This window comes from Azonexus fungiphilus, from assembly GCF_003634965.1.
Classification (GTDB): domain Bacteria; phylum Pseudomonadota; class Gammaproteobacteria; order Burkholderiales; family Rhodocyclaceae; genus Azonexus; species Azonexus fungiphilus.
The window spans coordinates 493,368-514,595 of the sequence record NZ_RBXP01000011.1 but is presented as its reverse complement, the minus strand read 5'-3'; the positions used below and the strand labels follow the sequence as shown (position 1 = coordinate 514,595).

General features: G+C 68.1%; 17 protein-coding genes. 6 read left to right on the top strand and 11 right to left on the bottom strand.

Annotation, left to right across the window (positions count from 1 at the left end):
- The first annotated feature begins 71 nt into the window (after positions 1–71).
- Positions 72–3,338, top strand: a complete 3,267-nt coding sequence (locus tag DFR40_RS05240; RefSeq protein WP_121457401.1) for an EAL domain-containing protein — start codon at positions 72–74, stop codon at positions 3,336–3,338.
- Here DFR40_RS05240 and DFR40_RS05235 read toward each other — a convergent pair.
- Genes DFR40_RS05235 through DFR40_RS05215 form a run of 5 tightly spaced genes read right to left on the bottom strand, consistent with a single transcriptional unit; the run spans position 3,328 to position 7,393 of the window.
- Positions 3,328–4,632 carry a M18 family aminopeptidase gene (locus DFR40_RS05235; protein ID WP_121457400.1) on the bottom strand — a complete coding sequence of 435 codons (1,305 nt, stop codon included), beginning with the start codon at positions 4,630–4,632 and terminating at the stop codon, positions 3,328–3,330. The two genes, DFR40_RS05240 and DFR40_RS05235, sit on opposite strands and share 11 nt — an antisense overlap.
- Positions 4,629–5,507 (bottom strand): esterase/lipase family protein, encoded by an 879-nt coding sequence (locus tag DFR40_RS05230; RefSeq protein WP_121457399.1) that lies wholly within the window; start codon positions 5,505–5,507, stop codon positions 4,629–4,631. Before DFR40_RS05230 ends, DFR40_RS05235 begins: the two co-directional genes overlap by 4 nt.
- Positions 5,508–5,518: 11 nt before the next feature.
- Entirely contained in the window at positions 5,519–6,238 is a 720-nt protein-coding gene (gene dnaQ, locus DFR40_RS05225; RefSeq protein WP_121457398.1) for a DNA polymerase III subunit epsilon, read from the bottom strand.
- Positions 6,235–6,687, bottom strand: coding sequence for a ribonuclease HI (rnhA, locus tag DFR40_RS05220; protein WP_121457397.1), 453 nt, complete (start codon positions 6,685–6,687; stop codon positions 6,235–6,237). Before rnhA ends, dnaQ begins: the two co-directional genes overlap by 4 nt.
- The gene (locus tag DFR40_RS05215) at positions 6,677–7,393 is read right to left on the bottom strand and encodes a class I SAM-dependent methyltransferase (protein WP_121457396.1); all 717 of its coding nucleotides are present in this window, start codon (positions 7,391–7,393) and stop codon (positions 6,677–6,679) included. The genes rnhA and DFR40_RS05215 overlap by 11 nt, the downstream gene beginning before the upstream one ends.
- Before the next feature lie 28 nt (positions 7,394–7,421).
- Between DFR40_RS05215 and gloB the strand changes: the two genes are divergently transcribed.
- Positions 7,422–8,177: a hydroxyacylglutathione hydrolase gene (gene gloB / locus DFR40_RS05210; RefSeq protein ID WP_121457395.1), complete on the top strand. Its 756-nt coding sequence runs from the start codon at positions 7,422–7,424 to the stop codon at positions 8,175–8,177.
- On the opposite strand, the gene DFR40_RS05205 is transcribed toward gloB, so the two are convergent.
- The 6 genes from DFR40_RS05205 to DFR40_RS05180 all read right to left on the bottom strand — a co-directional run bounded on the left by DFR40_RS05205 (position 8,174) and on the right by DFR40_RS05180 (position 13,725).
- Positions 8,174–9,625, bottom strand: a complete 1,452-nt coding sequence (locus DFR40_RS05205) for a bacteriohemerythrin (RefSeq protein WP_121457394.1) — start codon at positions 9,623–9,625, stop codon at positions 8,174–8,176. The genes gloB and DFR40_RS05205 overlap by 4 nt on opposite strands.
- Positions 9,626–9,635: 10 nt before the next feature.
- Positions 9,636–10,094, bottom strand: a complete 459-nt coding sequence (locus DFR40_RS05200) for a bacteriohemerythrin (protein ID WP_170160161.1) — start codon at positions 10,092–10,094, stop codon at positions 9,636–9,638.
- A gap of 137 nt (positions 10,095–10,231) precedes the next feature.
- Entirely contained in the window at positions 10,232–10,867 is a 636-nt protein-coding gene (locus tag DFR40_RS05195) for a response regulator (RefSeq protein ID WP_121457392.1), read from the bottom strand.
- Positions 10,864–12,864 carry a PAS domain S-box protein gene (locus tag DFR40_RS05190; RefSeq protein ID WP_121457391.1) on the bottom strand — a complete coding sequence of 667 codons (2,001 nt, stop codon included), beginning with the start codon at positions 12,862–12,864 and terminating at the stop codon, positions 10,864–10,866. Before DFR40_RS05190 ends, DFR40_RS05195 begins: the two co-directional genes overlap by 4 nt.
- Before the next feature lie 53 nt (positions 12,865–12,917).
- On the bottom strand, positions 12,918–13,307 hold the full coding sequence (locus tag DFR40_RS05185) for a response regulator (protein ID WP_121457390.1): 390 nt from the start codon (positions 13,305–13,307) through the stop codon (positions 12,918–12,920).
- 19 nt (positions 13,308–13,326) lie between these two features.
- Positions 13,327–13,725, bottom strand: coding sequence for a hypothetical protein (locus DFR40_RS05180; protein WP_121457389.1), 399 nt, complete (start codon positions 13,723–13,725; stop codon positions 13,327–13,329).
- Between the two features lie 106 nt (positions 13,726–13,831).
- Between DFR40_RS05180 and DFR40_RS05175 the strand changes: the two genes are divergently transcribed.
- The 4 genes from DFR40_RS05175 to DFR40_RS05160 are packed head-to-tail and all read left to right on the top strand — an operon-like array spanning position 13,832 to position 21,225.
- Entirely contained in the window at positions 13,832–17,122 is a 3,291-nt protein-coding gene (locus tag DFR40_RS05175) for a DUF748 domain-containing protein (protein ID WP_170160160.1), read from the top strand.
- 2 nt (positions 17,123–17,124) lie between these two features.
- Positions 17,125–18,447 carry a DNA recombination protein RmuC gene (locus tag DFR40_RS05170; RefSeq protein ID WP_121457387.1) on the top strand — a complete coding sequence of 441 codons (1,323 nt, stop codon included), beginning with the start codon at positions 17,125–17,127 and terminating at the stop codon, positions 18,445–18,447.
- Positions 18,431–18,868 carry a DUF3293 domain-containing protein gene (locus DFR40_RS05165; RefSeq protein WP_121457386.1) on the top strand — a complete coding sequence of 146 codons (438 nt, stop codon included), beginning with the start codon at positions 18,431–18,433 and terminating at the stop codon, positions 18,866–18,868. The genes DFR40_RS05170 and DFR40_RS05165 overlap by 17 nt, the downstream gene beginning before the upstream one ends.
- A complete protein-coding gene (locus DFR40_RS05160) occupies positions 18,865–21,225 on the top strand; it encodes a serine/threonine protein kinase (protein ID WP_121457385.1) in 2,361 nt (786 codons plus the stop codon). Before DFR40_RS05165 ends, DFR40_RS05160 begins: the two co-directional genes overlap by 4 nt.
- Positions 21,226–21,228: the final 3 nt, after the last annotated feature.

The following is a 21,228-nucleotide window of genomic DNA, read 5'->3' as shown; positions in this document are numbered from 1 at the left end:
GCTTGCCGGCGGCATCGCCGGCCGACGCCCTTATAATCCGGCTGGTGTTGCATAATTGTTACAGGGTTTTGATGTCTGTTTTTCTTCGCGGCAATTTCCTGCTTGCCCTGATTTACGCGCTGACCGGCTGGCTGGCGCTGCAGATTGCCGTGCCGCCCGGCTACGCCGCGCCGCTCTTTCCGCCGGCAGGGATCGCGCTGGCGGCGCTGCTGGTTCACGGTCGACGCTGTCTTTTCGGCATTTTTGCCGGCTCGCTGGCGGTCCAGATCGCGGCCGCGACGCAGAGCGGTTTCGCCGATGCCGTCTGGCCGATGCTGCTGCTGCCGGCGATCGGCGCCGTCCTCCAGGGCGCCTTCGGCCACTGGCTGGCCGGCCGCCTGCTCGGGCCGGACAATCCGCTCGACAGCCACGAGAGCATCATCCGCTTCGTCTTCGTCATCGCCCCGGTCGGCTGCCTGGTCGGCCCGACCCTTGGCACCCTCGCGCTGTCGCTGATGGGCGGCGTCGCCAGCGACGATAGCGCCTTCGTCTGGATGAACTGGTGGGCCGGCGACACCCTCGGCGTGCTCATCATGGTGCCGCTGCTGCTCGTCTTCTTCGGGCTGCCGGCGAGCGAATGGCGGTCCCGTCGGCTGACCGTCAGCGTGCCGATGCTGATCGCCCTCGGCGTGCTCGCCGCCACCTTCGTCCAGGTCAGCCACTGGGAGGCGCGGCGCCTGCAGGGCCAGCTCAACCGCGACGCCGAACACCTGGGCAGTCTGGTGCGCAAGCGTTTCGACGCGCAACTCGACCAGATGCTGGCGCTCGAACGCCTGGCGACGGTGCATCCGGCGCTTGATGCCGAAGTCTGGCGCGAGTACGTGACGCCGCTGCTCGAACGCTATCCGGGAACGCAGAACTTCGGCTGGAGCCCGCTCGTCCTCGAGCGCGAGCGCAGCGCCTTCGAAGCCCGGGTCCGGGCTGCCGGCAACGAGAATTTCGCCATTCTCGGCCGCGAAGCCTCCGGGCGCACTTACGTCGCCGAGACCCGCCCCGAATACCTGCCGCTGCTCTACGTCGAGCCGCTGGCCAGCAACCGCAGCGTGCTCGGCCTCGACCCGCTGGTCCTCGAACAGACCGCGCAGGCCGCCCGGCGCACCCGCGAGACCCGGCTGCCGGTGGCGTCGGCGTCGATCCGCCTGGTCCAGGAGCAGGGCGAGCAGCGCGGCGTCGTTGTCTATCACGCGGTCTTTGCCGGCATGCCGGTGCGCCAGATCGGGATGATTTCCGGCGTCTTCCGGATGGACGACGTGCTCAATTCGACGCTGGTCGGCAACATCAACCACGGGCTGGCTGTCTGCCTGGTCGATCTCGATCACGACGACAGCGTCCAGCGGCTCTACGGACCGGCCGGTTGCGAGGCTGCCGGCTGGGTCGAGCGCCGCCTGCACCGCGAGGAGTCGATCGGCTTTGCCGGCCGCCACTGGCTGTTGCGCGTCGCCGCCACCGACGACTACATGGCCTCGCTGCGCAGCTGGGGCGTCTGGCTGACCCTGGCGGTCGGCCTGCTCAGCACCGCCGTGCTCGGCGCCTTCCTGCTGCTGACCAGCGGTCGGGCGCGGCGCGTCGAACGGCTGGTCGAGGAGCGCACCCGCCAGCTTGCCGATGCCGGGCGCAAGGTTGCCGAACAGCAGGAGGAGCTCAGCCAGGCCCAGCGCATTGCCCGTCTCGGCAGCTGGGAGCTGCTGCCCGGCGAGAGTGGCTGCCATTGTTCGGACGAGCTGCGCAGCATCATGCGCCTCGGCCGCGACGAACCGGTGCGGCCGCTCGATCTGGTCGCCCGCGTGCATCCGGAAGACCGGGCGGCGCTGCACAATGCCATCGAGCAGCTCAGTCGCGAACCGGGCCAGGCATCCTTCGACTGCCGCCTGGCCGGTCCGGGACCGGTCGGCACGATGCTGCATTTCCGCATCGAGAGCGATCTGCGCGACGACGGCGTCCGCCTGCGCGGCACCGCACAGGACGTCACCGCAGCCCGGGCTGCCGAGGAGCACATCGCCTTCCTCGCCCACTACGACGTGCTTACCGGCCTGCCCAACCGCACCCAGTGGAGCGACCGGGCCCAGCTCGAACTGCGTAGTGCCGCCCGGCAGAGCGAGTGCATGGCGGTACTCTTCATCGACCTCGATCATTTCAAGTCGGTCAACGATTCGCTCGGCCACCCGGTCGGCGACCAGCTGCTCTCCGGCGTTGCCCGCCGCTTCAGCGCCTGTCTGCGCGAGAACGATTTCCTCGCCCGTCTCGGTGGCGACGAGTTCGTCATCCTGCTGCCCCGGCTCGACCATGCCGAGGATGCGGCGGTGGTGGCGCGCAAGCTGATCGGCGCGCTGCAGTCGCCGATGCTGATCGAAGGGCACGAGCTGACCGTCTCGGCGAGTATCGGCATCGCCGTCTACCCCGGCGATGGCGATGATGTCAGCACCCTGCTCAAGCACGCCGACGTCGCGATGTATTGCGCCAAGGACCAGGGGCGCAACACCTACCACTACTTCAAGCCGGAAATGGACGTCCATGCGCTCGAACGGCTGATGCTCGAGAATGCGCTGCGGCGGGCGATCGAGCGCGACGAACTGGTCCTTCACTACCAGCCGCAGGTCGCCGCCGGCGACAGCCGGCTGCTCGGCTGCGAAGCCCTGGTGCGCTGGCAGCATCCCGAACTGGGCATGCTCCAGCCGGTGCAGTTCATTGCCGTTGCCGAGGAAAGCGGACTGATCGTCCCGCTCGGCGACTGGGTGCTCGACGCCGCCTGCCGCCAGCTGGCGCAATGGCAGGCGCAGGGGCGCGACCTGGTGATGGCGGTGAACATCTCGGCACTGCAGTTCTGCCAGAGCGGTTTCGTCGACAGCGTCCGGCGCATCCTTGCGGCGACTGGCGCCGATCCGCGCAAGCTCGAACTCGAGCTGACCGAAAGCGCCTTGATGCAGCCGACGCCGGAAGTCCTGGCGCGCATGAATGCGCTCTGCGAACTCGGCATCCGCCTGGCGCTCGACGATTTCGGCACCGGCTATTCCAGCCTGGCCTACCTGAAGCGCTTGCCGATCTGCCGGCTCAAGCTCGATCGCAGCTTCGTCAAGGACGTGCCCGACGATCTCGAGGACGTGGCGATCGCGATGGCGACCCTGTCGCTGGCTCGCGACCTTGGCATGGACGTCGTCGCCGAAGGCGTCGAGAACGAGATCCAGCGTGCCTTCCTGGCCGAGCGCGGGTGTCCGGTGATGCAGGGCTACCTGTTCAGCCGGCCGCTGCCGGCGGCCGAGCTGCAACGCTGGATCGACGCCTGGAGCGGCGCTACAGCCTGAAGGCGCCGGTCAGCGCGGCGATCATCCAGGCATGGTCGAGGACGCCGGCGCTTTCGCGGATGCTGTGCATCGCCCACATCGGTGAGCCGACGTCGACGCTGGGAATGCCGAGGCGGGCGGCGACGATCGGGCCGATCGTGCTGCCGCAGCCGAGATCGGTGCGGTGGGCGTACTGCTGGCAGGGGACGCCGGCCTGCTCGCAAATGGCCATGAACAGCGCCGCCGTGTCGGCGCCGGTGCTGTAGCGCTGGTTGGCGTTGCACTTGATCACCGGGCCGCCGTTGACCAGCACGCGGTGGGCGGGTTCGTAGGCGGCCGGGAAGTTCGGGTGCCAGGCATGGGCCATGTCGGCGCTGATGAAGAAGCTGCGCGCCAGGACCCGGCGCAGGTCCTCGGCGTCGAGGGCGAAGCAGCCGGCGAGCCGCTGCAGGACGTCGCCGACCAGGCTGCCGCCGGCGCCGGCGGCGCTTTCCGAGCCGACTTCCTCGTGGTCGAAGAGCGCCACCAGGCAGGTTTGCGCCGGCTGCCCGACGGCCAGCAGGGCGCTCAGCGCGGCGTGACAGGAAGCCAGGTTGTCGAGTCGTCCGGCCGCAAGAAATTCACGGTCGACGCCCCAGAAAGCCCCTTTTTGCGTGTCGCAGACGGCCAGTTCCCAGGTCATCAGGCTATCCACCGCGACCCCGAGCGCCTCGGCCAGCGGCCGGCGGAAGCGGGCCTCGGCCGGGGTGCCGTCGGCGATCCCGAGGAGCGGCGGCAGTTCGCTCTGCTTGTTGAACTTGAGACCGCTTTCGTTGACCTCGCGGTTCATGTGGATGGCCAGGTTGGGCAGGCGCAGCCAGGGCGCTTCGAGGTGCACCAGCCGGCTTTCGATGCCGCTGGCGTTGCGCAGCATGACGCGGCCGGCCAGGCTCAGGTCGCGGTCGGCGAAGGTGGCCAGGATCGGACCGCCATAGACTTCGACGCCGAGCCGGACGAGGCCGGCGCTTTCCTCGGCCGGCTTCGGCTTGAGGCGCAGGCCGGGCGAGTCGGTATGGGCGCCGACCATGGTCAGGCCGGTGTCGAGCAGCGGCTGGCTGCCGACGGCGAAGGCGATGATCGAGGAGCCGCCGCGGGTCACGTAGTAGCGGCCGCCGGCTTGCAGCTGCCAGCGTTCGAACTCTTCCAGGCGCTGGTAGCCGGCGGCCTGCAGGCGGGCCTGGCAGCTGGCGACGGCATGCCAGGGGCTGGGGCTGGCATCGATGAAATCGAGCAGGTCCTGCGCTTGCGCGCGGGCGTTATCGGCGATCACGGTCATCGGCGGGCATTTCCTTCGGTACAGGCGGCGACGACGATGTCGGCGACGCGGCGGTCATAGAGCATGGCCAGGTGGCCGACCGGCGGCAGGTCGGCGTTGGTGGCCCCGGGCAGGGTCTGGTTGTCCTGCGGCATCACGTAATTGTCGCAGGGATTGCGCAGTGCCAGCGTCGGCACGCCCGGCGCTTCGCCGGCCATGTCGTGCAGCCACAGCGAAGCGGGGCGCATCTCGCGGGCATTCTGGCCGATGCCGTAGCGGGCCAGTTCGGTGCCGGCGTTTGGTGTCGCCAGCGTGATCAGTTTAGCGACCTGCGCGTGGCCGTGACGGGCCAGGCAGGAGCGGGCGATCAGGCCGCCCATGCTGTGCCCGACCAGGGTCAGGCGCTCGGCGCCGGTGGCGCGGCAGACCGCTTCGATGCGCGCGTGCAGTTGCGGCACCATGCGGCCCATGCTGGTGAACGGCGGAAACAGGCTGAGTGTGGCGACGGTGCAGCCGGCCGCTTCGAGCCGCCGGCGCAGCAGCCACCAGACGCCGCGGCTGCAGCCGTAGCCATGCACCAGCAGGACGACGCGGCGGCCCGCGGCGAGACGGTCGGGGGGCATCCACAGGCGCTCGAACGGGAGCAGCACCAGGAAGGTGAACAGGAAGGCAAGATACTCGCCGACGACGATCGCCGGTCCCGGCGTCGGTCCGGGTGAACGGTGACGGGCCGCGAGCAGCCAGGTCAGCGCGTTCTGCCAGGCGCGGCCGAGCAGCAGCGTGGCCAGCGCGGCGATGACGGCAGCGCCGCCGGCGAGGGCCAGGGGGCCTCGGTAGAGCAGGTAGTAGGCGGTCAGTTCGGCGACCAGCCAGAGCAGCAGGAAGGGCGGCAGCATCGGCGGGCCGGTCAGGCGGGGGCGTCGGCGGCCGGCTTGGGCAACCAGATGCAGGCGCCCTTGGATTCCTTGTCGATCGCCGCCAGCATCCGCTCGTGCTCGGCCAGTTCGGCTTCGCTCGCGCGGCGGACGAGCAGCGGCTTGCGCTGGCGGGCCTTGCCGTCGGCGCCGAGGAGCACGCGCGGGGCTTCGTCGGGCTCGATCATCAGTGCGTTCTGGCCGCGCGTCATCGCCAGATAGACCTCGGCCAGCAGTTCGGTATCGAGCAAGGCGCCGTGCAGGGTCCGGCTCGAGTTGTCGATCTCGTAGCGTTCGCACAGCGCGTCCAGGCTGTTGCGCTTGCCCGGGTGCAGTTCCTTGGCCTCGCGCAGGGTGTCGATGACGCCGTTGCAGACGGTTTCGACCGGCACCCGGCCGAGCCGGTCGAGCTCGGCGTTGAGGAAGCCGAGGTCGAAGGGGGCGTTGTGGATGATCAGCTGGGCACCGCTGATGAACTCGAGGAACTCGTCGGCGATGTCGGCGAACTTCGGCTTGTCGGCCAGGAATTCGAGGGTGATCCCGTGCACCGCCTGGGCGCCGGCGTCGATCTCGCGTTCCGGGTGCATGTACTTGTGCAGGTGATGCCCGGTCAGCCGGCGGTTGACCATCTCGATGCAGGCGATTTCGATGATCCGGTGGCCGTCGCGCGGGCTCAGGCCGGTGGTTTCGGTATCGAGGACGATCTGTCTCATGCGCCTTCCTTCTTCAGTTCGTCGATGCCCCGGTTGGCCAGCGCATCGGCACGCTCGTTCTCGGGGTGGCCGGCGTGGCCCTTGACCCAGATCCACTGTAGCTGGTGGCGGCGGGCCTGCTCGTCGAGTTGCTGCCACAGGTCGGCGTTCTTCACCGGCTTCTTGTCGGCGGTCTTCCAGCCGTTGCGTTTCCAGCCGTGGATCCACTCGCTGATGCCCTTGAGCACGTATTGCGAGTCGCTGTGCACGCGCGCGGTGACCGGCCGTTTCATGGCGTCGAGGGCGCGGATCACCGCCATCAGTTCCATGCGGTTGTTGGTGGTGGCCGGCTCACCGCCCCACAGTTCCTTCTCGTGCCCGCCGGCGCGCAGGATTGCGCCCCAGCCGCCGGGGCCGGGATTGCCGCGGCAGGCGCCGTCGGTGTAGATGTCGACGCTGTCAGTCGCCATGGATTTCCTTTTGTGCTACGGGCCGCAAGGCCTTGGCGCGCAAGGCCTTCTTGCGCCAGTTGGGGGTGATCAGGCGCATGCCGTGCACGCGCTTGACGGCGCGCAGCATATAGACGGCGCCGGAAAATTTCCACCAGCGGCGGCCGGCGGTTTCGGTGAAGCGCCAGCGCTGCAGCCATTTCTGCTGCTCGCAGGGCGGCGCGTAACAGCCGAAATCACCACGGTCGACGTCGAATCCGAGCAATTTCAGCCAGTCCTTCAGGCGCAGCGGCGACAGGTAGCTGCCGTTCCACGGGAAGCCGCCGCCGCGCCGGGTCTGCTTGCGCAGCCCCCACAGCGACAGCGGGTTGAAGCCGGTGACGATGAGCTGGCCCTCGGGAATCAGGATGCGCTCGACCTCGCGCAGGATCTGGTGCGGGTCGTCGGCGAACTCGAGGACATGCGGCAGGATCACCAGGTCGACGCTCTGGTTGGCGATCGGCAGCGCCGTCGGCAGGCAGTTGACGGCGACCGGCGCACCGCCGCCGATGCGCGCACGCAGCGCCATCCGGTTGGCGCGCAGCAGGTCGCATTGGGGCAGGCCGATCTGCAGTGCGTTGAAGCCGAAGATGTCGGGCACCGTCTCGTCGATGCGCTGGCTTTCCCAGTCGAGCACGTAGCGCCCCTGCGGCGAGGCGAGCCAGGCGTCGAGCCCGGTGTTTGACATCCGGGCGCTCTGGCTCGATAGTTCCGGCATGTTCGACATCTCGCTCATTCCCGCCTTCAAGGACAATTACATCTGGCTGCTGCAGCGCGGCCGGCAGGCTTTCGTCGTCGATCCGGGCGAGGCGGCAGCGGTCGTCGAGCGGCTGGAAAACCTCGGCCTGACGCTCGCCGGCATCCTCGTCACGCATCACCATGCCGACCATCAGGGCGGCATCGGCGAACTGCTCGAACGCTGGTCCTGCGACGTTTACGCGCCGGCCGAAGAGTCTATCACAGGCACGACCCGGCCCCTGCGCGGCGGCGAACGCATCGACGTGCTGGGCACGCCGGTCGAGGTGCTGGCGGTGCCCGGGCACACCCTCGGGCATCTCGCCTACCTGGCGCCGGGGGCGCTTTTCTGTGGCGACACCCTGTTCGGTGCCGGCTGCGGCCGGCTGTTCGAGGGGACACCGGCGCAGATGAGCGCGTCGCTGGCGCGCATTGCGGCGCTGCCGGACGCGACGCGCATCTACTGCGCCCATGAATATACCCAGATGAACCTGCCGTTCGCGCTTGCCGTCGAGCCGGACAACCGCGCTCTCGCCGAACGTGCCGCCCGGGTCGCGGCGCTACGGGCGGCCGGGCAGGCGACGGTGCCGCTGACGCTGGCCGAGGAGAAGGCGACCAATCCCTTCCTGCGCTGCAGCGAGCCGGCGGTGATCGCCGCCGCCGTCGCGCAGGCGGCGGTCAACCGCGAAAAAGTCGAGGTTTTCGCCGCCCTGCGGGCCTGGCGCAACGTCTTCTAGGGGCCCGGCAAGGGCGGCTCGACGCCGTCGATGTAGTCGCGGTAGCGCTGGTCCTCGCCGAGGATGTGTTCCTGCAGCCAGTCGCGCAGGAAGCCGAGGATGCGCACGCCGAGCTGGTTGCGCCGGTGATAGGTGAATTCCTCGCGCAGTTCCTTGACCCAGCGGACGAAGCCCTGGTGGATCCGGCGGTGCTTCTCGAGGTCCGGGTAGCCGGCGGCCTCGATCAGTTGTTCCTCGTACTTGAAGTGGAAGACCGTGTAGTTCACCAGTTCGTCGATGATCATCGCGATGATCGTCCGGTCGTTCTGGATTTCGGCGCTGGCCAGCTGGTTGATGGTGTCGATCAGGATCTGGTGCTGCTCGTCGATGTGCACGTTGCCGACGCTCATCGATTCCTGCCAGGTGACCAGCTTGATCCGGTCGCGCGCTTCGATCACCTCGAGGAAGATGTCGGCGATCAGCGGATCGAACTGGCTGCCGACCTGCTTGCGGATCTGCGCCACGGCGCGTTCGGTCGACCACGGCTGCTTGTACGGACGGCGCGAGGTGAGCGCGTCGAAGACGTCGGCCAGTGCGCAGATCCGTCCGGAAACCGGAATCGCGTCGCCGGCCAGGCCGGCCGGATAGCCGCTGCCGTCGTACCACTCGTGGTGAGTCAGGGCGATCTCCGAGCCGAGCTGCAGGTAGCGGCTGTCGTGCATCAGCATGCACGCCTGCTCGAGCATCTTGGCGCCGGCCAGCGCATGCTGCTTCATCGTCTCGCGTTCGTCATCGGTGAGCGGACCGGCCTTGAACAGGATGCGGTCGGGAATGGCGATCTTGCCGACGTCGTGCAGGATGCTGGCGGTCGACACGTAGTCGATGAAGGTGTCGTCGATGACGTTCGCGAACAGCCCGCGCTGCTGCAGACGGCGCGCCGTCTGGCCGACCAGGCGGGCGACCCGGAGGACGTGGGCGCCGGTGTCGGTGTCGCGGTGCTCGGAGAAATTGGCGATGGCGACGACGGTGGCCTTGGCGTTGCGCCGGACTTCCTCGAGCGCCCGCGTTTCCCCGGTGATGTCCACGTAGCTGTAGAGGTAGCCGCCATCGGCCTGCGGCCGGCCGGTGATGCTCAGCACCGTGCCGTTCGGGCGGACCCGCTCGCTGCGCCAGGTTTCGCCGCCGGCCATGCTCGCCATGCGTTCGCCGATGAACTGCTCATGGTCGCTGCAATCGAAGAATTCGCCTTGCTCGAGCATGTGCCGCAGGACATCCGCGAACGGCCGGCCGAGGAAGCGGCTGGCGTTGCGGATGCCGAGCAGCAATTCATAGGCGCGGTTGTAGCCGAGCACGCAGTAGTCGGGATCGAGCCACAGATGTCCTTGCTCAAGGCTGTCCATGGCACGCGCCATGGCGTTCAGTGCGGCCGGCGAGAAGCGCGCGGCGGCGTCGGTGGGTTCGGCGGACATTGCGCGGCGCTCAGGCGAACAGGCGCTTGAAGAACAGGCCGAGACGGCTGGCTGGTTCCTTGCGCCGGGCGTATTCGACGGCGTACTCGCGGTCGGCGACGAGAATGTGGTTGATCAGCCAGTCCTTGAGATAGTGCACGATGTCGAGGTGCAGGCGCTGTCCGGCAAGCACCTTGGCCTTCTCGTCGGAAATGCGCGCGATGAATTGCTGGTGCGCCTGCTTGTGGGCGACGAAGCCGCTGAAGTCGATCTCGCGCATGAAGACTTCTTCCTGGGTGAAGTGCGTGATCGTGTAGCGCTCGAGTGCCTGGATGATCGCCAGCGTCCGCGCCGGATCGGCGTGCTGGTCGACGGTCACCTGCCAGACCTTGTTGATCAGGTCGGCGAGCAGGCGGTGCTGGTCGTCGATCTCGGGCAGGTCGAGGTTGAAGTCGCTGGACCAGGTGACGAGCGGTTGAACGGGCGGCATGGCTTTTCCGGTGAATGGCAAGGAATGAACAACGCCCGGCTGGAGGGCTGGGCGCGTCGCCATTCTAGGCAGCCCGTGCGGGGCTTGCTATTCGGGGATATGACTAATGGAATACCTGTTAACCGGTATTCCGCCACCTAGTTGCTCGACACCAGTCCGTGGCGGATGGCGTAGCGGGTCAAGCCGATCGCGCTGTCGACGTCGAGCTTGCGCATGATGTTGCGGCGATGGACTTCGACGGTCGACTGGGCAATTTCCATCTTTTCCGCGATCTGCGCCGAAGTCAGGCCGGTGGCGACGAGCTTGAGGACCTCGGTCTCGCGGGCGCCGAGGCGGATGCCGCTGTCGCTGCGCCCGACCAGCGCCTCGCGCACGGCGTCGGTGGCGTCGGGGCAGAGATAGGACCGGTTGCGGCTGACCGCATCGATCGCCCGCAGCAGTTCGGCGCCGGCGGCCGCCTTGGTGACGTAGGCGGCGGCGCCGGCGTTGAGCATGTCGGTGATGTAGCCGCGATCGGAAAAGACCGACAGCGCGATGACGCGGACCTTGGGCTGAGACTCGGCGAGGCGGCGGGTGATCTCGATGCCGTTCAGGCCGGGCAGGTCGATGTCGAGGCAGACGATGTCCGGCGAGCGTTCGCGCACCAGTTCGACGATCTCGTTGCCGTCGCCGCTTTCGCCAACGATCTCGAACTCGGGATTGCGCTCGAGCAGCGCGCGCAGGGCTTCGCGGAACATCCGGTGGTCGTCGGCGAGCAGGAGTCTGAGGTTCATGCGCTTTCTCCGTTGAGGGGAATGTCCACTTCGATGCAGGTGCCGCGCTCCGGGCTCGACCGGATCCGGCACTCGCCGCCGGAGAATTCGGCCATGTCGCGCATCGTCAGGATGCCGAGGCCGCTTTCGTGCGGCGGCTGGCCGAGGCGGTCGGGGTCGAAGCCGATGCCGTCGTCGCACAGGCGCAGGCGGGCGCAGTCGCCGCCGGTGTCGAGGCTGACTTCGATGCGGCGGGCCCGCGAGTGCTTGGCGCAGTTGGTCAGCGATTCCTGGACGATGCGGAAGAGCACCGATTCGGTCGCCGCCGGCAGGCGGATTTCTGGTTGCCGGCAGTGGAAGTCGACGGCAATCCCGGTACGCCGCCGGAACTGCGCCAGGTAGCTGTCGAGGGCGGCGGCCAGGCCGGCGTAGTCGAGGATCGGCGGGCGCAGGTCGGAGGAAATCTCGCGGATGCTGGCCGTGGTGTCCTCGAGCAGGGCCCGCACGTCCTCGAGCCGCGCGCCGAGGACGCGGGCGGCGGCGGGGTCGAGGCCGTCGGCCATGATGTCGAGGTGCACGCCGATCGCCGCCAGGTTCGGGCTGGTCCGGTCGTGCAGTTCGCCCGCCAGGCGGCGGCGGGCGCTTTCCTGGACGGCAACCAGGTGGCGCGACAGTTCCTCCATCCGCTGCTCGGTCTGGCGGCGGGCGGTGATGTCCTGCTTGACCGCGATGAAGTTGCGGATCTGGCCGTTTTCGTCGAGCACCGGCGTGATCGTCTGGTCCTCGATGTAATGCGAGCCGTCGCGGCGCCGGTTGATCAGCTCGCCACGCCAGACGCGGCCGCCGAGGATGGTTCGCCACAGCTCGCCGTAGTCGCGGCTGTCCTGGACGCCGGACTTGATCAGCGCGCGCGGATTGCGGCCGATGATCTCGGTCATGGTGTAGCCGCTGAGTTCGCAGAAGGCCGGATTGGCCCATTCGATGCAGCCGTCCGGGCCGGTGATGATGATCGAGTTGGCCGCGGCTTCGAGGGCGGCGCCGCGCAGCCGCAGTTGCTCGACGTCGGCATCGTGCTGGCGGGCGATCTTCTCGTGGCGCAGGAAATACACGCCGCTGGCCGCCAGTGCGCTGGCCAGGACGAGCAGTGCGGTGATCACGGTGCGCGTCGCTTCGCGCCGCCACGAGGCGAGGCCGTGCTCGCGGTCGAGATGGACGGCGATCGCGAACGGATAGTCGCGCGACGGCCGGAAGGCGGTGAGCGCGCTGCGGTCGTCGCTGGTGTGGGCGAAGCTGCCCGGGCGATCGGCGGCGATCAGCGCGGCCAGCTGTTGATCGTCGCTGGCGGTGCCCGGGCGGCGCCCGGCCTCGGTGGACAGCAGGACGCTGCCGTCGAGGCGGAGCAGTTCGACGCTGCCGCCCTGGCTGCCAAGGTTCAGCTGGTAGTAATTGAGGAAGTAGTCACTGTTGATTGCCGCCAGCAGCCCGCGCCCCGCACCGGTGTCATCGGGGGCCAGGCGCAGCAGCGGGATCAGGGTCAGTGCCTCCGGCGCCGCCGGCTGCGCTGTCGTCGCCGGCCGGGCATCGGCGAAGTCGCGGCCCTGCCAGGGCAGGGCGACACGCAGGATGGCGCCGGGAATGTTCGGCGCCGGCAGGAAATCCTGGCGATCGACGGCGATGCCGACGTTGCGCGGATTGGAACTGGCGCCGATGCGGCCGTCGCCGTCGAGGCGCGACAGCGAACGCAGGTAGGGGGCATTGTGCAGTGCCCGGGCCAGTTCGTCGCTGCCGGCATCGTCGGCGAGCCGGTCAAGGGTCAGGCCGATGACGTTGAGATTCTGCGTCAGGTGCGCCTCGAAGCTGCGGGCATACATGTCGGCGGTGTCGAACAGCCGCTCGATCGCCTCGGCGCGCAGGCGCCACAGCGTGTAGGTGGTGGCCAGGACGACCAGGGTGCTGACAGCGAGGGCGCAGAGCAGGAAGACGCTGCGCCGGCGCAGGGTGGTCTCGGGGCCGGTCACCGCGGGTGCGCCTGCTGCCGGTCGGTGTGGAGCGTCGGCATCGCGGGCGTGGGTCAGCTCCGCTGGCGCAGGCGGGCCGCCGATTTCTTCAGGGCGTCGAGGACCCGGGCGGCGTTGAACGGTTTGACGATGAACCCCGAAGCGCCGTTCATGATCGCGTCCTGAACCGTTTCCGGGTCGGCGCTGCCGGTGATCATGACGAATTCGGTTTCCGGTCGGCTCATCTTGATCTCGGCCATCGCCTCGAGGCCGTTCTTCTCCGGCATCAGCACGTCCATGCAGACGATGTCGGGTTTCATCCGTTCGACGACCTCGACTGCCTGGGCGCCGTTGCGGGCTTCGCCGACGACGTCGTATTCCTCGCCGCGCAGGATGCCGCGCAGCACGGTTCGCATCATGTCGTTGTCGTCCACGATGACGACGGAGATTTTCGGGGTGCGCATGGTCGGACGCGGTGTCGGGCTAGTAGCAGTTGGTCTTGAAGAATACCAGTGCGGCGATGGCGATGGCGATCGCGCACAGGCCCCAGAAGACCCCCCACTTCCTGGCCAGTCCTGCCTCGCGCCAGGCGTTGCGCTGCTGCGACTGGAAATAGCGCTGGACTTCGCCGATGGTCAGGACGACGGTGAGCATGAAGAAGATCATGCCGGTGAACATCGCGATGATCAGCTGGTTGCTCATCGTCCGGCAGTTGCCGCGGGTCAGGTGCAGGTAGGAAAGCACCGAGTCGGTGCGGAAGGCGTAGCTGGCGACCAGATAAGCCAGCCAGGCGAAGCCGGCGATCAGGAAAATCGTCAGCCAGGTCTGCCAGCGTTGCAGTTGCGCCCAGCCGCGCTTGATATCGTCAATAATCCACTTCATGTCTGCTGTTTTGCCTTGCGCACGCTTGTGCTGTGCTAGATTTGGCCGAATGCCGTTTTTTGCCAAGATTACCATGTCCGACGTCTCGAAATCAGTTTTGTTAAAAATGTCACAGCTTCGTGGCACCCTCGATACGGCGAGCAACCGCCGGCGCGGAAAATGGGCCGCCGGCATCTTCGCGGCGCTGGTGCTGTTCGGTTTCCTGGCCTTGCCACCGCTGCTCAAGCCGCTGCTCCTCGAGCAGCTGGCGGCGCAGTTGCACCGCGAGGTGGCGATCGAGCGCATCGACATCAATCCGCTGACGCTGTCGGCCACCGTTGCCGGCGTTTCGGTACGCGGTGAGGGCGGCGAGGTGGCCGGTTTCGACGAGCTCTACGTCAACCTGTCTGCCGCTTCGCTGTTCAAGCTGGCGCTGGTCGTCGACGAGATCCGCCTGACCGGCCCGCGGCTGGCGGTGACCCGGATCGCCGACGGGCGCTACGACGTTTCCGACCTGCTCGACCAATGGCTGCAGCCCGACGACGAACCGGCGCAGTCGCCGCCGCGCTTCTCGCTGAACAACATCCAGATTGCCGGCGGGCGGATCACCTTCACCGACCAGCCGCACGCCGCCGTGCACAGGATCGAGGACCTCCAGCTCGCGCTGCCTTTCGTCTCGAGCCTGCCTTACCAGGCCGAAGCGCTGGTCCAGCCGATGTTCTCGGCCAGCGTCAACGGTTCGCCGCTGCATCTCGACGGCAAGACGACGCCGTTCGCCGACGATCGCGAGAGCGAACTCAATCTCGACCTCGACGGTTTCGACCTCGGTGGCCTGCAGGCCTACCTGCCGGACGGCTTTCCGCTGCGCCTCGCCAGCGCCCGTCTCGATACCCGTCTGCGCGCGGTGTTCCGCCAGCTGCCGGGTGGTGTCAATTCGCTGGTCGTCGCCGGCAGTCTCGGCCTCGAGCAGTTGGCGCTGGCGCGTGCCGACGGCCAGCCGCTGGTCGCCTGGAAATCCCTCGCGGTCGAGATCGAGGAAGCCGACCCCTTCAATCGCCGGGTGGCGTTGCGGCGGGTGACGCTCGACGGCGCCGACCTGAATCTTGCGGTCGACCGCCGTGGCGAGCTGAATTTGCTCGCCGTTGCCGGTCGCCTCGCCGGCGGCAAGACACCGGCTGCGGCGCCGGCCAAGCCGGCCGAGCCCTTTGTCTGGTCGCTTGCCGAATTCGCCATGCGCGACGGCCGCCTGCGCTGGCGCGACGAATCCGGTCCCCAGCCGGTGCTCGGCGAGGTCGCTGAAATCGCGCTGCGTCTCGGGCCGCTCGACCAGCGCCTGAGCCAGCTCGAACTGGCCGAGGCTTCGGCCAGCCTGGCCTTCGGCGAACGGCTGGCGGCCGGCAAGCTGGCGCTCGAGGGCGGGCGGGTCGATCTCGCCAGCCAGCGCATCGACCTGGCCGTCCTCAGGCTGTCCGGTGCGCGCCTGGCGCTCAGCCGCAACGCCGCCGGTGCCATCGAATGGCTGACGCCGCCGCAGCGCGCCGGGCAAGCGGCGGCGAAACCGGCGCCGGCTGCCAAGCCCTGGCTGGCCAAGGCGGCGCTGCTCGAGGTCGACGATCTCGGCCTGAAGTTCGCCGACCAGTCGGTCAGCCCGGCGGCGGTGCAGCAGATCGACGGATTCAGCCTGCGCGGCGAGGGGCTCGGCAATATTCCCGGCGAGAAGGGGACGCTGGCGATCAAGTCCACGGTCAACCGCCAGGGCAAGCTGGAAATCAGCGGCGACGTCGGCGCCGTGCCGCTGGTGGCGACGCTCAAGGTGACCACCGAGGCGATCCCGGTCAATGGCCTGCAGGGCTATTCCGAGCGTTTCCTCAACGTGCTCCTGCAGCGCGGCCAGTTTTCGAGCCAGGGCGAGGCCAGCTTCAGCCTCGACGGCGATCGTCTGAAGGCCGGCTACAAGGGCTCGGCGACAATCGGCAACCTGCTGGCGGTCGACCGCGAAAACAAGGCCGATTTCCTGAAGTGGAAATCGCTCTACTTCGGCGGCATCGATTTCCGCCTCGATCCGCTGGCCATCGACATCCGCGAGATCTCGCTGAGCGACTTCTTCTCCCGCCTGATCCTCAACCAGAACGGCCGGCTCAACATCGCCGACATCGTCCGCCAGCCGGAGGCGGCACCTGCGCCGGCGCCGGTGGCGGCGGCCGAAGCGGCAGCGCCGATGCCGGCCGCGCCGCCGGTGCCGATCCGCATCGGCAAGGTGACGCTGAACAACGGCGCGGTCAATTTCTCCGACTTCTTCGTCAAGCCGAACTACACGGTCAATGTCGGCAAGCTCGCCGGTCGCATCGCCGGCCTCTCGTCGACCGCCGGCACCACCGCCGACATGGAGCTGCGCGGCACCTACGGCGGCGCGGCGCCGGTGCTCGTCACCGCCCGCCTGAATCCGCTCGCGGCGCAGTCCTTCCTCGACCTCCAGGCCGAGGTCAAGGGTATCGACCTGACCGGTTTCTCGCCGTACTCGGGCAAATACGCCGGCTATCTGATCGACAAGGGCAAGCTGACGCTGAACGTCGCCTACAAGCTGGAAAACCGCCAGCTGAGCGCCGACAACCGGCTGTTCATCGACCAGCTGACCTTCGGCGAGCGCGTCGACAGCCCGGAGGCGACCAGCCTGCCGGTCAATCTGGCGATCTCGCTGCTCAAGAACAACCGCGGCGAGATCGACATCAACCTGCCGATCTCCGGTTCGCTCGACGATCCGCAGTTCTCGGTCGGCGGGTTGATCGTCAAGGTCATCGTCAATCTTTTCGTCAAGGCGGTGACTTCGCCTTTCGCGCTGCTCGGCTCGATGTTCGGCGGCGGCGAGGAACTCTCCCAGATCGCCTTCGCGCCCGGCCGCAGCCAGCTCGACGCGGCCGGCCTGAAGAAGCTCGAGGCGCTGGCCCGCGCGCTCAACGAGCGCGCCGCGCTGAAACTGGAGATCGCCGGCTTTGCCGATCCCGAGATCGATCGCGACGGCGTCAAGCGCGTCGCCCTGGAGCGGGCGATGCAACGCGAGAAGCTGGCCGACCTGCAGAAGCAGGGCGGCGAAGTCGATTCGGCCGAGAGCCTGCGCCTGACGCCGGCCGACTACAAGATCTACCTGCCGCGCGTGTACAAGGCCGGCAAGTTCCCCAAGCCGCGCAACTTCGTCGGTCTGCAGAAGGAGCTGCCGGCCGAGGAAATGGAAAAGCTGCTGCTCGCCAACCTGCCGGCCGCCGACGGCGACCTGGCGCTGCTTGCCCGTCAGCGTGCCGAACATGTCCAGGCCTGGCTGATCGAGCAGGGCAAGGTGCCGGCCGAACGCATCTTCCTGGTCCCGGGCAAGCCGGCCAAGGACGCGGCGGCCGGCGGTCGCGTCGATTTCTCGCTGAGGTAGCGATGAGCGAAACGATGGCGCTGGCCCTGCCGGCGGCCCTGGTCGTGGTCATCCTGCTCCAGGTCGCGCTGCTCTGGCGCGGCGGGCGTGGCGACGATGCGGCCCGGCTCGCTGCGTTGCAGGATGGATTCGAGCGCGGGCTGGCCCGGCTCGAGCGCGAATTGCGCGAGGAACTGGCGCGCGGCCGCCGCGAGGATGCCGAGGAGGCTTTCCGCGACCGTGAGGAGCGCGCCCAGTCGGCGACTTTGCTCGGCCAGGCGGTGAGCGCCCAGATGGGCCAGCTCGGGACGCTCCAGGCCGAGCGCCTGGAGGCCTTCGCGCGCGAGCTGAACCGTTTTTCGCTGGGCCTCGACGAGCGTTTCGAGCGCCTGAAAAATGGCGTCGAAAGCCGGTTGACCGTGATGCAGGCGGATAACGCCGGCAAGCTCGACGAAATGCGCCGGACCGTCGACGAGAAGCTGCATGCGACGCTCGAGCAGCGTCTCGGCGAATCCTTCCGCCTGGTCAGCGAACGCCTCGAGCAGGTGCATCGCGGGCTCGGCGAGATGCAGAACCTGGCCGCCGGCGTCGGCGACCTCAAGCGCGTCCTGACCAACGTCAAGACCCGTGGCACCTGGGGCGAGGTCCAGCTGGCGGCGCTGCTCGAGCAGCTGCTGGTCGCCGGCCAGTACGCCGCCGGCGTCGCCGTCCGTCCGGGCAGTGCCGAGCGCGTCGATTTCGCCATCCGCCTGCCCGGCCGCGACGAGGCCGGCGCGGTGTGGTTGCCGATCGACGCCAAGTTTCCGGTCGAGGACTATCAGCGCCTGCTCGACGCCGCCGATCCGCTGGCCGCCGAGGAAGCGGCCAAGGCGATCGAGACGCGGCTGAAGAACGAGGCGCGCAGCATTCGCGACAAGTACGTGGCGCCGCCGCATACCACCGATTTCGCGTTGCTTTACCTGCCGGTCGAAGGACTGTATGCCGAGGCCTTGCGCCGTCCCGGCCTGGCCGAGACGCTGCAGCGCGACTACCGGGTCAGCCTGGCCGGGCCGACCACGCTGGCGGCGCTGCTCAACAGCCTGCAGATGGGTTTCCGGACGCTGGCCATCGAGCAGCGCTCGGCCGAGGTGTGGGCGGTGCTCGGTGCGGTCAAGGGCGAGTTCGGCAAGTTCGGCGAGGCCCTGGCCCACACCCGCAAGAAACTCGAGGAAGCCAGCAACAGCATCGTCCGTGCCGAGACGCGGACGCGCCAGCTGACGCGCAAGCTCAAGGACGTCGAGGCCCTGCCGGCCGCCGACGCGGAAAAACTGATCGGCCGGGGAGAAAACGATGGCGAAGACGAATGAACTGGAAGCTGCCTACCGTGCCACCGGCTACCGGGTGTTCCTGCCCGGCGGCTGCTTCGACCTGCGCATCGACGCGCCCTGTGCGGCCCTGGCCGACTGGATGGAGACCGCCGGCGTCGGCTGCTTCGCCATCGTCACCGCCTGCAATCCCGGATCGCAGCGGCTGACCGCCGGCCAGAACGCGGAAGTCCAGGCGGCGCTCGAATGCGACCTGCTCGACGGCAACTACGAACCCTATGCCGGCGAGAACATTCCCGACGATGCCGGCTGGCCGAGCGAGGAAAGCTGCTTCGTCCCCGATCTCGAACTTGAGGACGCGCTGGCGCTGGCCGCCGACTACGGCCAGAACGCGATCGTCTGGGGCGCCGCCGACGGCGTGCCGCGGCTGGCATGGACCGCGACCGAAGGCGGCGAAAAATGATTCGCCGCATCGGCCGTTTCGAGATCCGCGGCGAACTCGGGCGCGGCGCCCAGAGCGTCGTCTATCGCGGTTTCGACCCGCAGCTGCAGCGCGAGGTGGCGATCAAGACGCTGCATTTCACGCGGCCCGACCCGGCCCAGAATCAGGTCCTGCTGGCCGAGGCGCGCGCCGTCGGCAAGCTGCGCCACGCCGCCGTGGTGCCGATCTTCGAGGCCGGCGAGGAGGGCGGTGACCTCTATCTGGTGTTCGAGTACGTGCCCGGGCGCAACCTGGCCCAGTTCCTCAACCAGAGCGGCGCGCTGCCGGCGGTCAAGGCGCTCAGCATCCTGCGTCCGGTGCTCGACGCGATCGAGGCGGCGCACGCCGCCGGCATCGTGCACCGCGACCTGAAGCCGTCGAACATCCTGCTCGACGACAACGGTACGCCGCGGGTCATGGATTTCGGCATCGCCGCCCGCTTCGACGCACCGAGCGAGCGCATGGACGAACTGACCGGCACCCCGGCCTACATGGCGCCGGAATACGTCGAGCGGCGCGAGAGTTCGGCCCGCTCCGACGTCTTCGCCGCCGGCCTGGTGCTGTTCGAGATGCTCGCCGGGCGGCGCGCGGTCGAGGGCGAGAGCCTGGCCGCGATGCTGCGCCGGATTGTCGGCGAAGACCTGCGCCTGCCGGACAATGTCACGGTCGACGACCGTCTGGCGGCAATTTTGTACAAGGCGCTGGCCCGCGATCCGGCCTTGCGCTACCAGAGCGCCCGCCAGTTCGCCGAGGCGCTCGACGACTACCTCGAACCCGAGGTCGAGGCGCCGGCCGACGGCGGCGGCCGCCAGGCGACGATCGATTTCCTGCTGCGCCGGATGCGCCACAAGAGCGACTTCCCGGCCTTGTCGGAATCGGTCAGCGCGATCAACAAGATCGCCAACAGCGAGACCGAGAGCGTCGGCAAGCTGTCGAACACCATCCTCAAGGATTTCGCGCTGACCAACAAGCTGCTGCGCCTGGTCAATTCGGCCTATTTCCGCTCGGCCGGCGGCGGCAACATCAGCACCGTGTCGCGGGCGGTGATCGTGCTCGGCTTCGAGACCGTGCGCAACATCGCAATCACCGTGCTGCTCTTCGAACACCTGCAGAACAAGGGCAACGCCAACCAGCTCAAGGAGGAGTTCCTGCGCGCCAATCTCGCCGGCGTGCTCGCCCGCGATCTCGGCGCGACCGCCGAGATGCACGACCTCGAGCAGGTCTTCATCTGTGCGCTGTTTCACAGCCTGGGCCGCCTGCTGGCGCAATACTATTTCCCCGAGGAGTCCGACGAGATCCGGCGCGTCGTCGTCCAGAAAAACAGCAGCGAGGAACAGGCGGCGCAGCGGGTACTCGGCATCTCGTTCGAGGACCTCGGCATTGCGATCGCCCGCCAGTGGGGATTCCCGTCGCTGATCGTCGGTTCGATGCGGCGCCTGCAGCCCGGGCATGTGCGCAAGCCGGCGACACAGGAAGAGCGGCTGCGCGTGTTTTCCGGATTTGCCAACGAGCTTTGCGGCGTCATCCAGGCCACGCCGGAGGCCCGCGAGCGCGAACTGAAGAAGGTCATGACGCGTTTCGTCGATGGTATTCCGCTGGCCGAGAACGAAGTCGTCCAGACCGTCCATCGCGCGATCGAGGAAATCGGCGAATTCGCGCGGATCATCCACCTGAACGTCCAGCAGACCGCCTTTGGCCGCCAGATGCAGCAGTTCGCCAGCGGCGACGATGCCGCCGCCGAAGCCGATGACGAATCGTTCAACGGCACGCTGTTGCGCGAGGAGATCATTCCCGGCGCCCTTGCCAGTGCCGGCAGCGAGCAAGTCGATGCCCAGGCGGTATTGACCGCCGGCATCCAGGACATCAGCAATACCCTGGTCGAAGGCTACCGGCTCAACGACATCCTGCGCATCATCCTCGAGACGATGTACCGGGCGATGGGCTTCAAGCGGGTCCTGCTGTGCATCCGCGACGCCAGAGGCGGTGTCATGCAGGGGCGTTTCGGCTTCGGTCCCGACACCGGCGAGATCGCCCGTGCCTTCCAGTTTCCGCTCAGCTTCACGCCCGACATCTTCCACGCCGCGACGTCGAAGGGGGCCGACATCCTGATCAGCGACATCGACGATCCGAAGATCGCCGCGCGCATTCCCGACTGGTACCGCCAGGCCGTGCCGGCGCGCTCCTTCGTGCTGCTGCCGCTGAACATCAAGGGCAGTCCGGTGGCGCTGATCTATGCCGACTGCGACGAGGCCGGCGGCATCCACATTCCCGACAAGGAGTTGTCGCTGCTGCGCACGCTGCGCAACCAGGCGGTGCTGGCGATCAAGCAGGGCGGCTGAAAA

Excerpts from the sequence above, each read along its gene's own strand:
- DFR40_RS05240 (WP_121457401.1), top strand. The coding sequence starts at position 72 with ATGTCTGTTTTTCTTCGCGGCAATTTCCTGCTTGCCCTGATTTACGCG.
- DFR40_RS05235 (WP_121457400.1), bottom strand. The coding sequence starts at position 4,632 with ATGACCGTGATCGCCGATAACGCCCGCGCGCAAGCGCAGGACCTGCTC.
- DFR40_RS05230 (WP_121457399.1), bottom strand. The coding sequence starts at position 5,507 with ATGCTGCCGCCCTTCCTGCTGCTCTGGCTGGTCGCCGAACTGACCGCC.
- dnaQ (WP_121457398.1), bottom strand. The coding sequence starts at position 6,238 with ATGAGACAGATCGTCCTCGATACCGAAACCACCGGCCTGAGCCCGCGC.
- rnhA (WP_121457397.1), bottom strand. The coding sequence starts at position 6,687 with ATGGCGACTGACAGCGTCGACATCTACACCGACGGCGCCTGCCGCGGC.
- DFR40_RS05215 (WP_121457396.1), bottom strand. The coding sequence starts at position 7,393 with ATGTCAAACACCGGGCTCGACGCCTGGCTCGCCTCGCCGCAGGGGCGC.
- gloB (WP_121457395.1), top strand. The coding sequence starts at position 7,422 with ATGTTCGACATCTCGCTCATTCCCGCCTTCAAGGACAATTACATCTGG.
- DFR40_RS05205 (WP_121457394.1), bottom strand. The coding sequence starts at position 9,625 with ATGTCCGCCGAACCCACCGACGCCGCCGCGCGCTTCTCGCCGGCCGCA.
- DFR40_RS05200 (WP_170160161.1), bottom strand. The coding sequence starts at position 10,094 with ATGCCGCCCGTTCAACCGCTCGTCACCTGGTCCAGCGACTTCAACCTC.
- DFR40_RS05195 (WP_121457392.1), bottom strand. The coding sequence starts at position 10,867 with ATGAACCTCAGACTCCTGCTCGCCGACGACCACCGGATGTTCCGCGAA.
- DFR40_RS05185 (WP_121457390.1), bottom strand. The coding sequence starts at position 13,307 with ATGCGCACCCCGAAAATCTCCGTCGTCATCGTGGACGACAACGACATG.
- DFR40_RS05180 (WP_121457389.1), bottom strand. The coding sequence starts at position 13,725 with ATGAAGTGGATTATTGACGATATCAAGCGCGGCTGGGCGCAACTGCAA.
- DFR40_RS05175 (WP_170160160.1), top strand. The coding sequence starts at position 13,832 with ATGTCACAGCTTCGTGGCACCCTCGATACGGCGAGCAACCGCCGGCGC.
- DFR40_RS05170 (WP_121457387.1), top strand. The coding sequence starts at position 17,125 with ATGAGCGAAACGATGGCGCTGGCCCTGCCGGCGGCCCTGGTCGTGGTC.
- DFR40_RS05165 (WP_121457386.1), top strand. The coding sequence starts at position 18,431 with ATGGCGAAGACGAATGAACTGGAAGCTGCCTACCGTGCCACCGGCTAC.
- DFR40_RS05160 (WP_121457385.1), top strand. The coding sequence starts at position 18,865 with ATGATTCGCCGCATCGGCCGTTTCGAGATCCGCGGCGAACTCGGGCGC.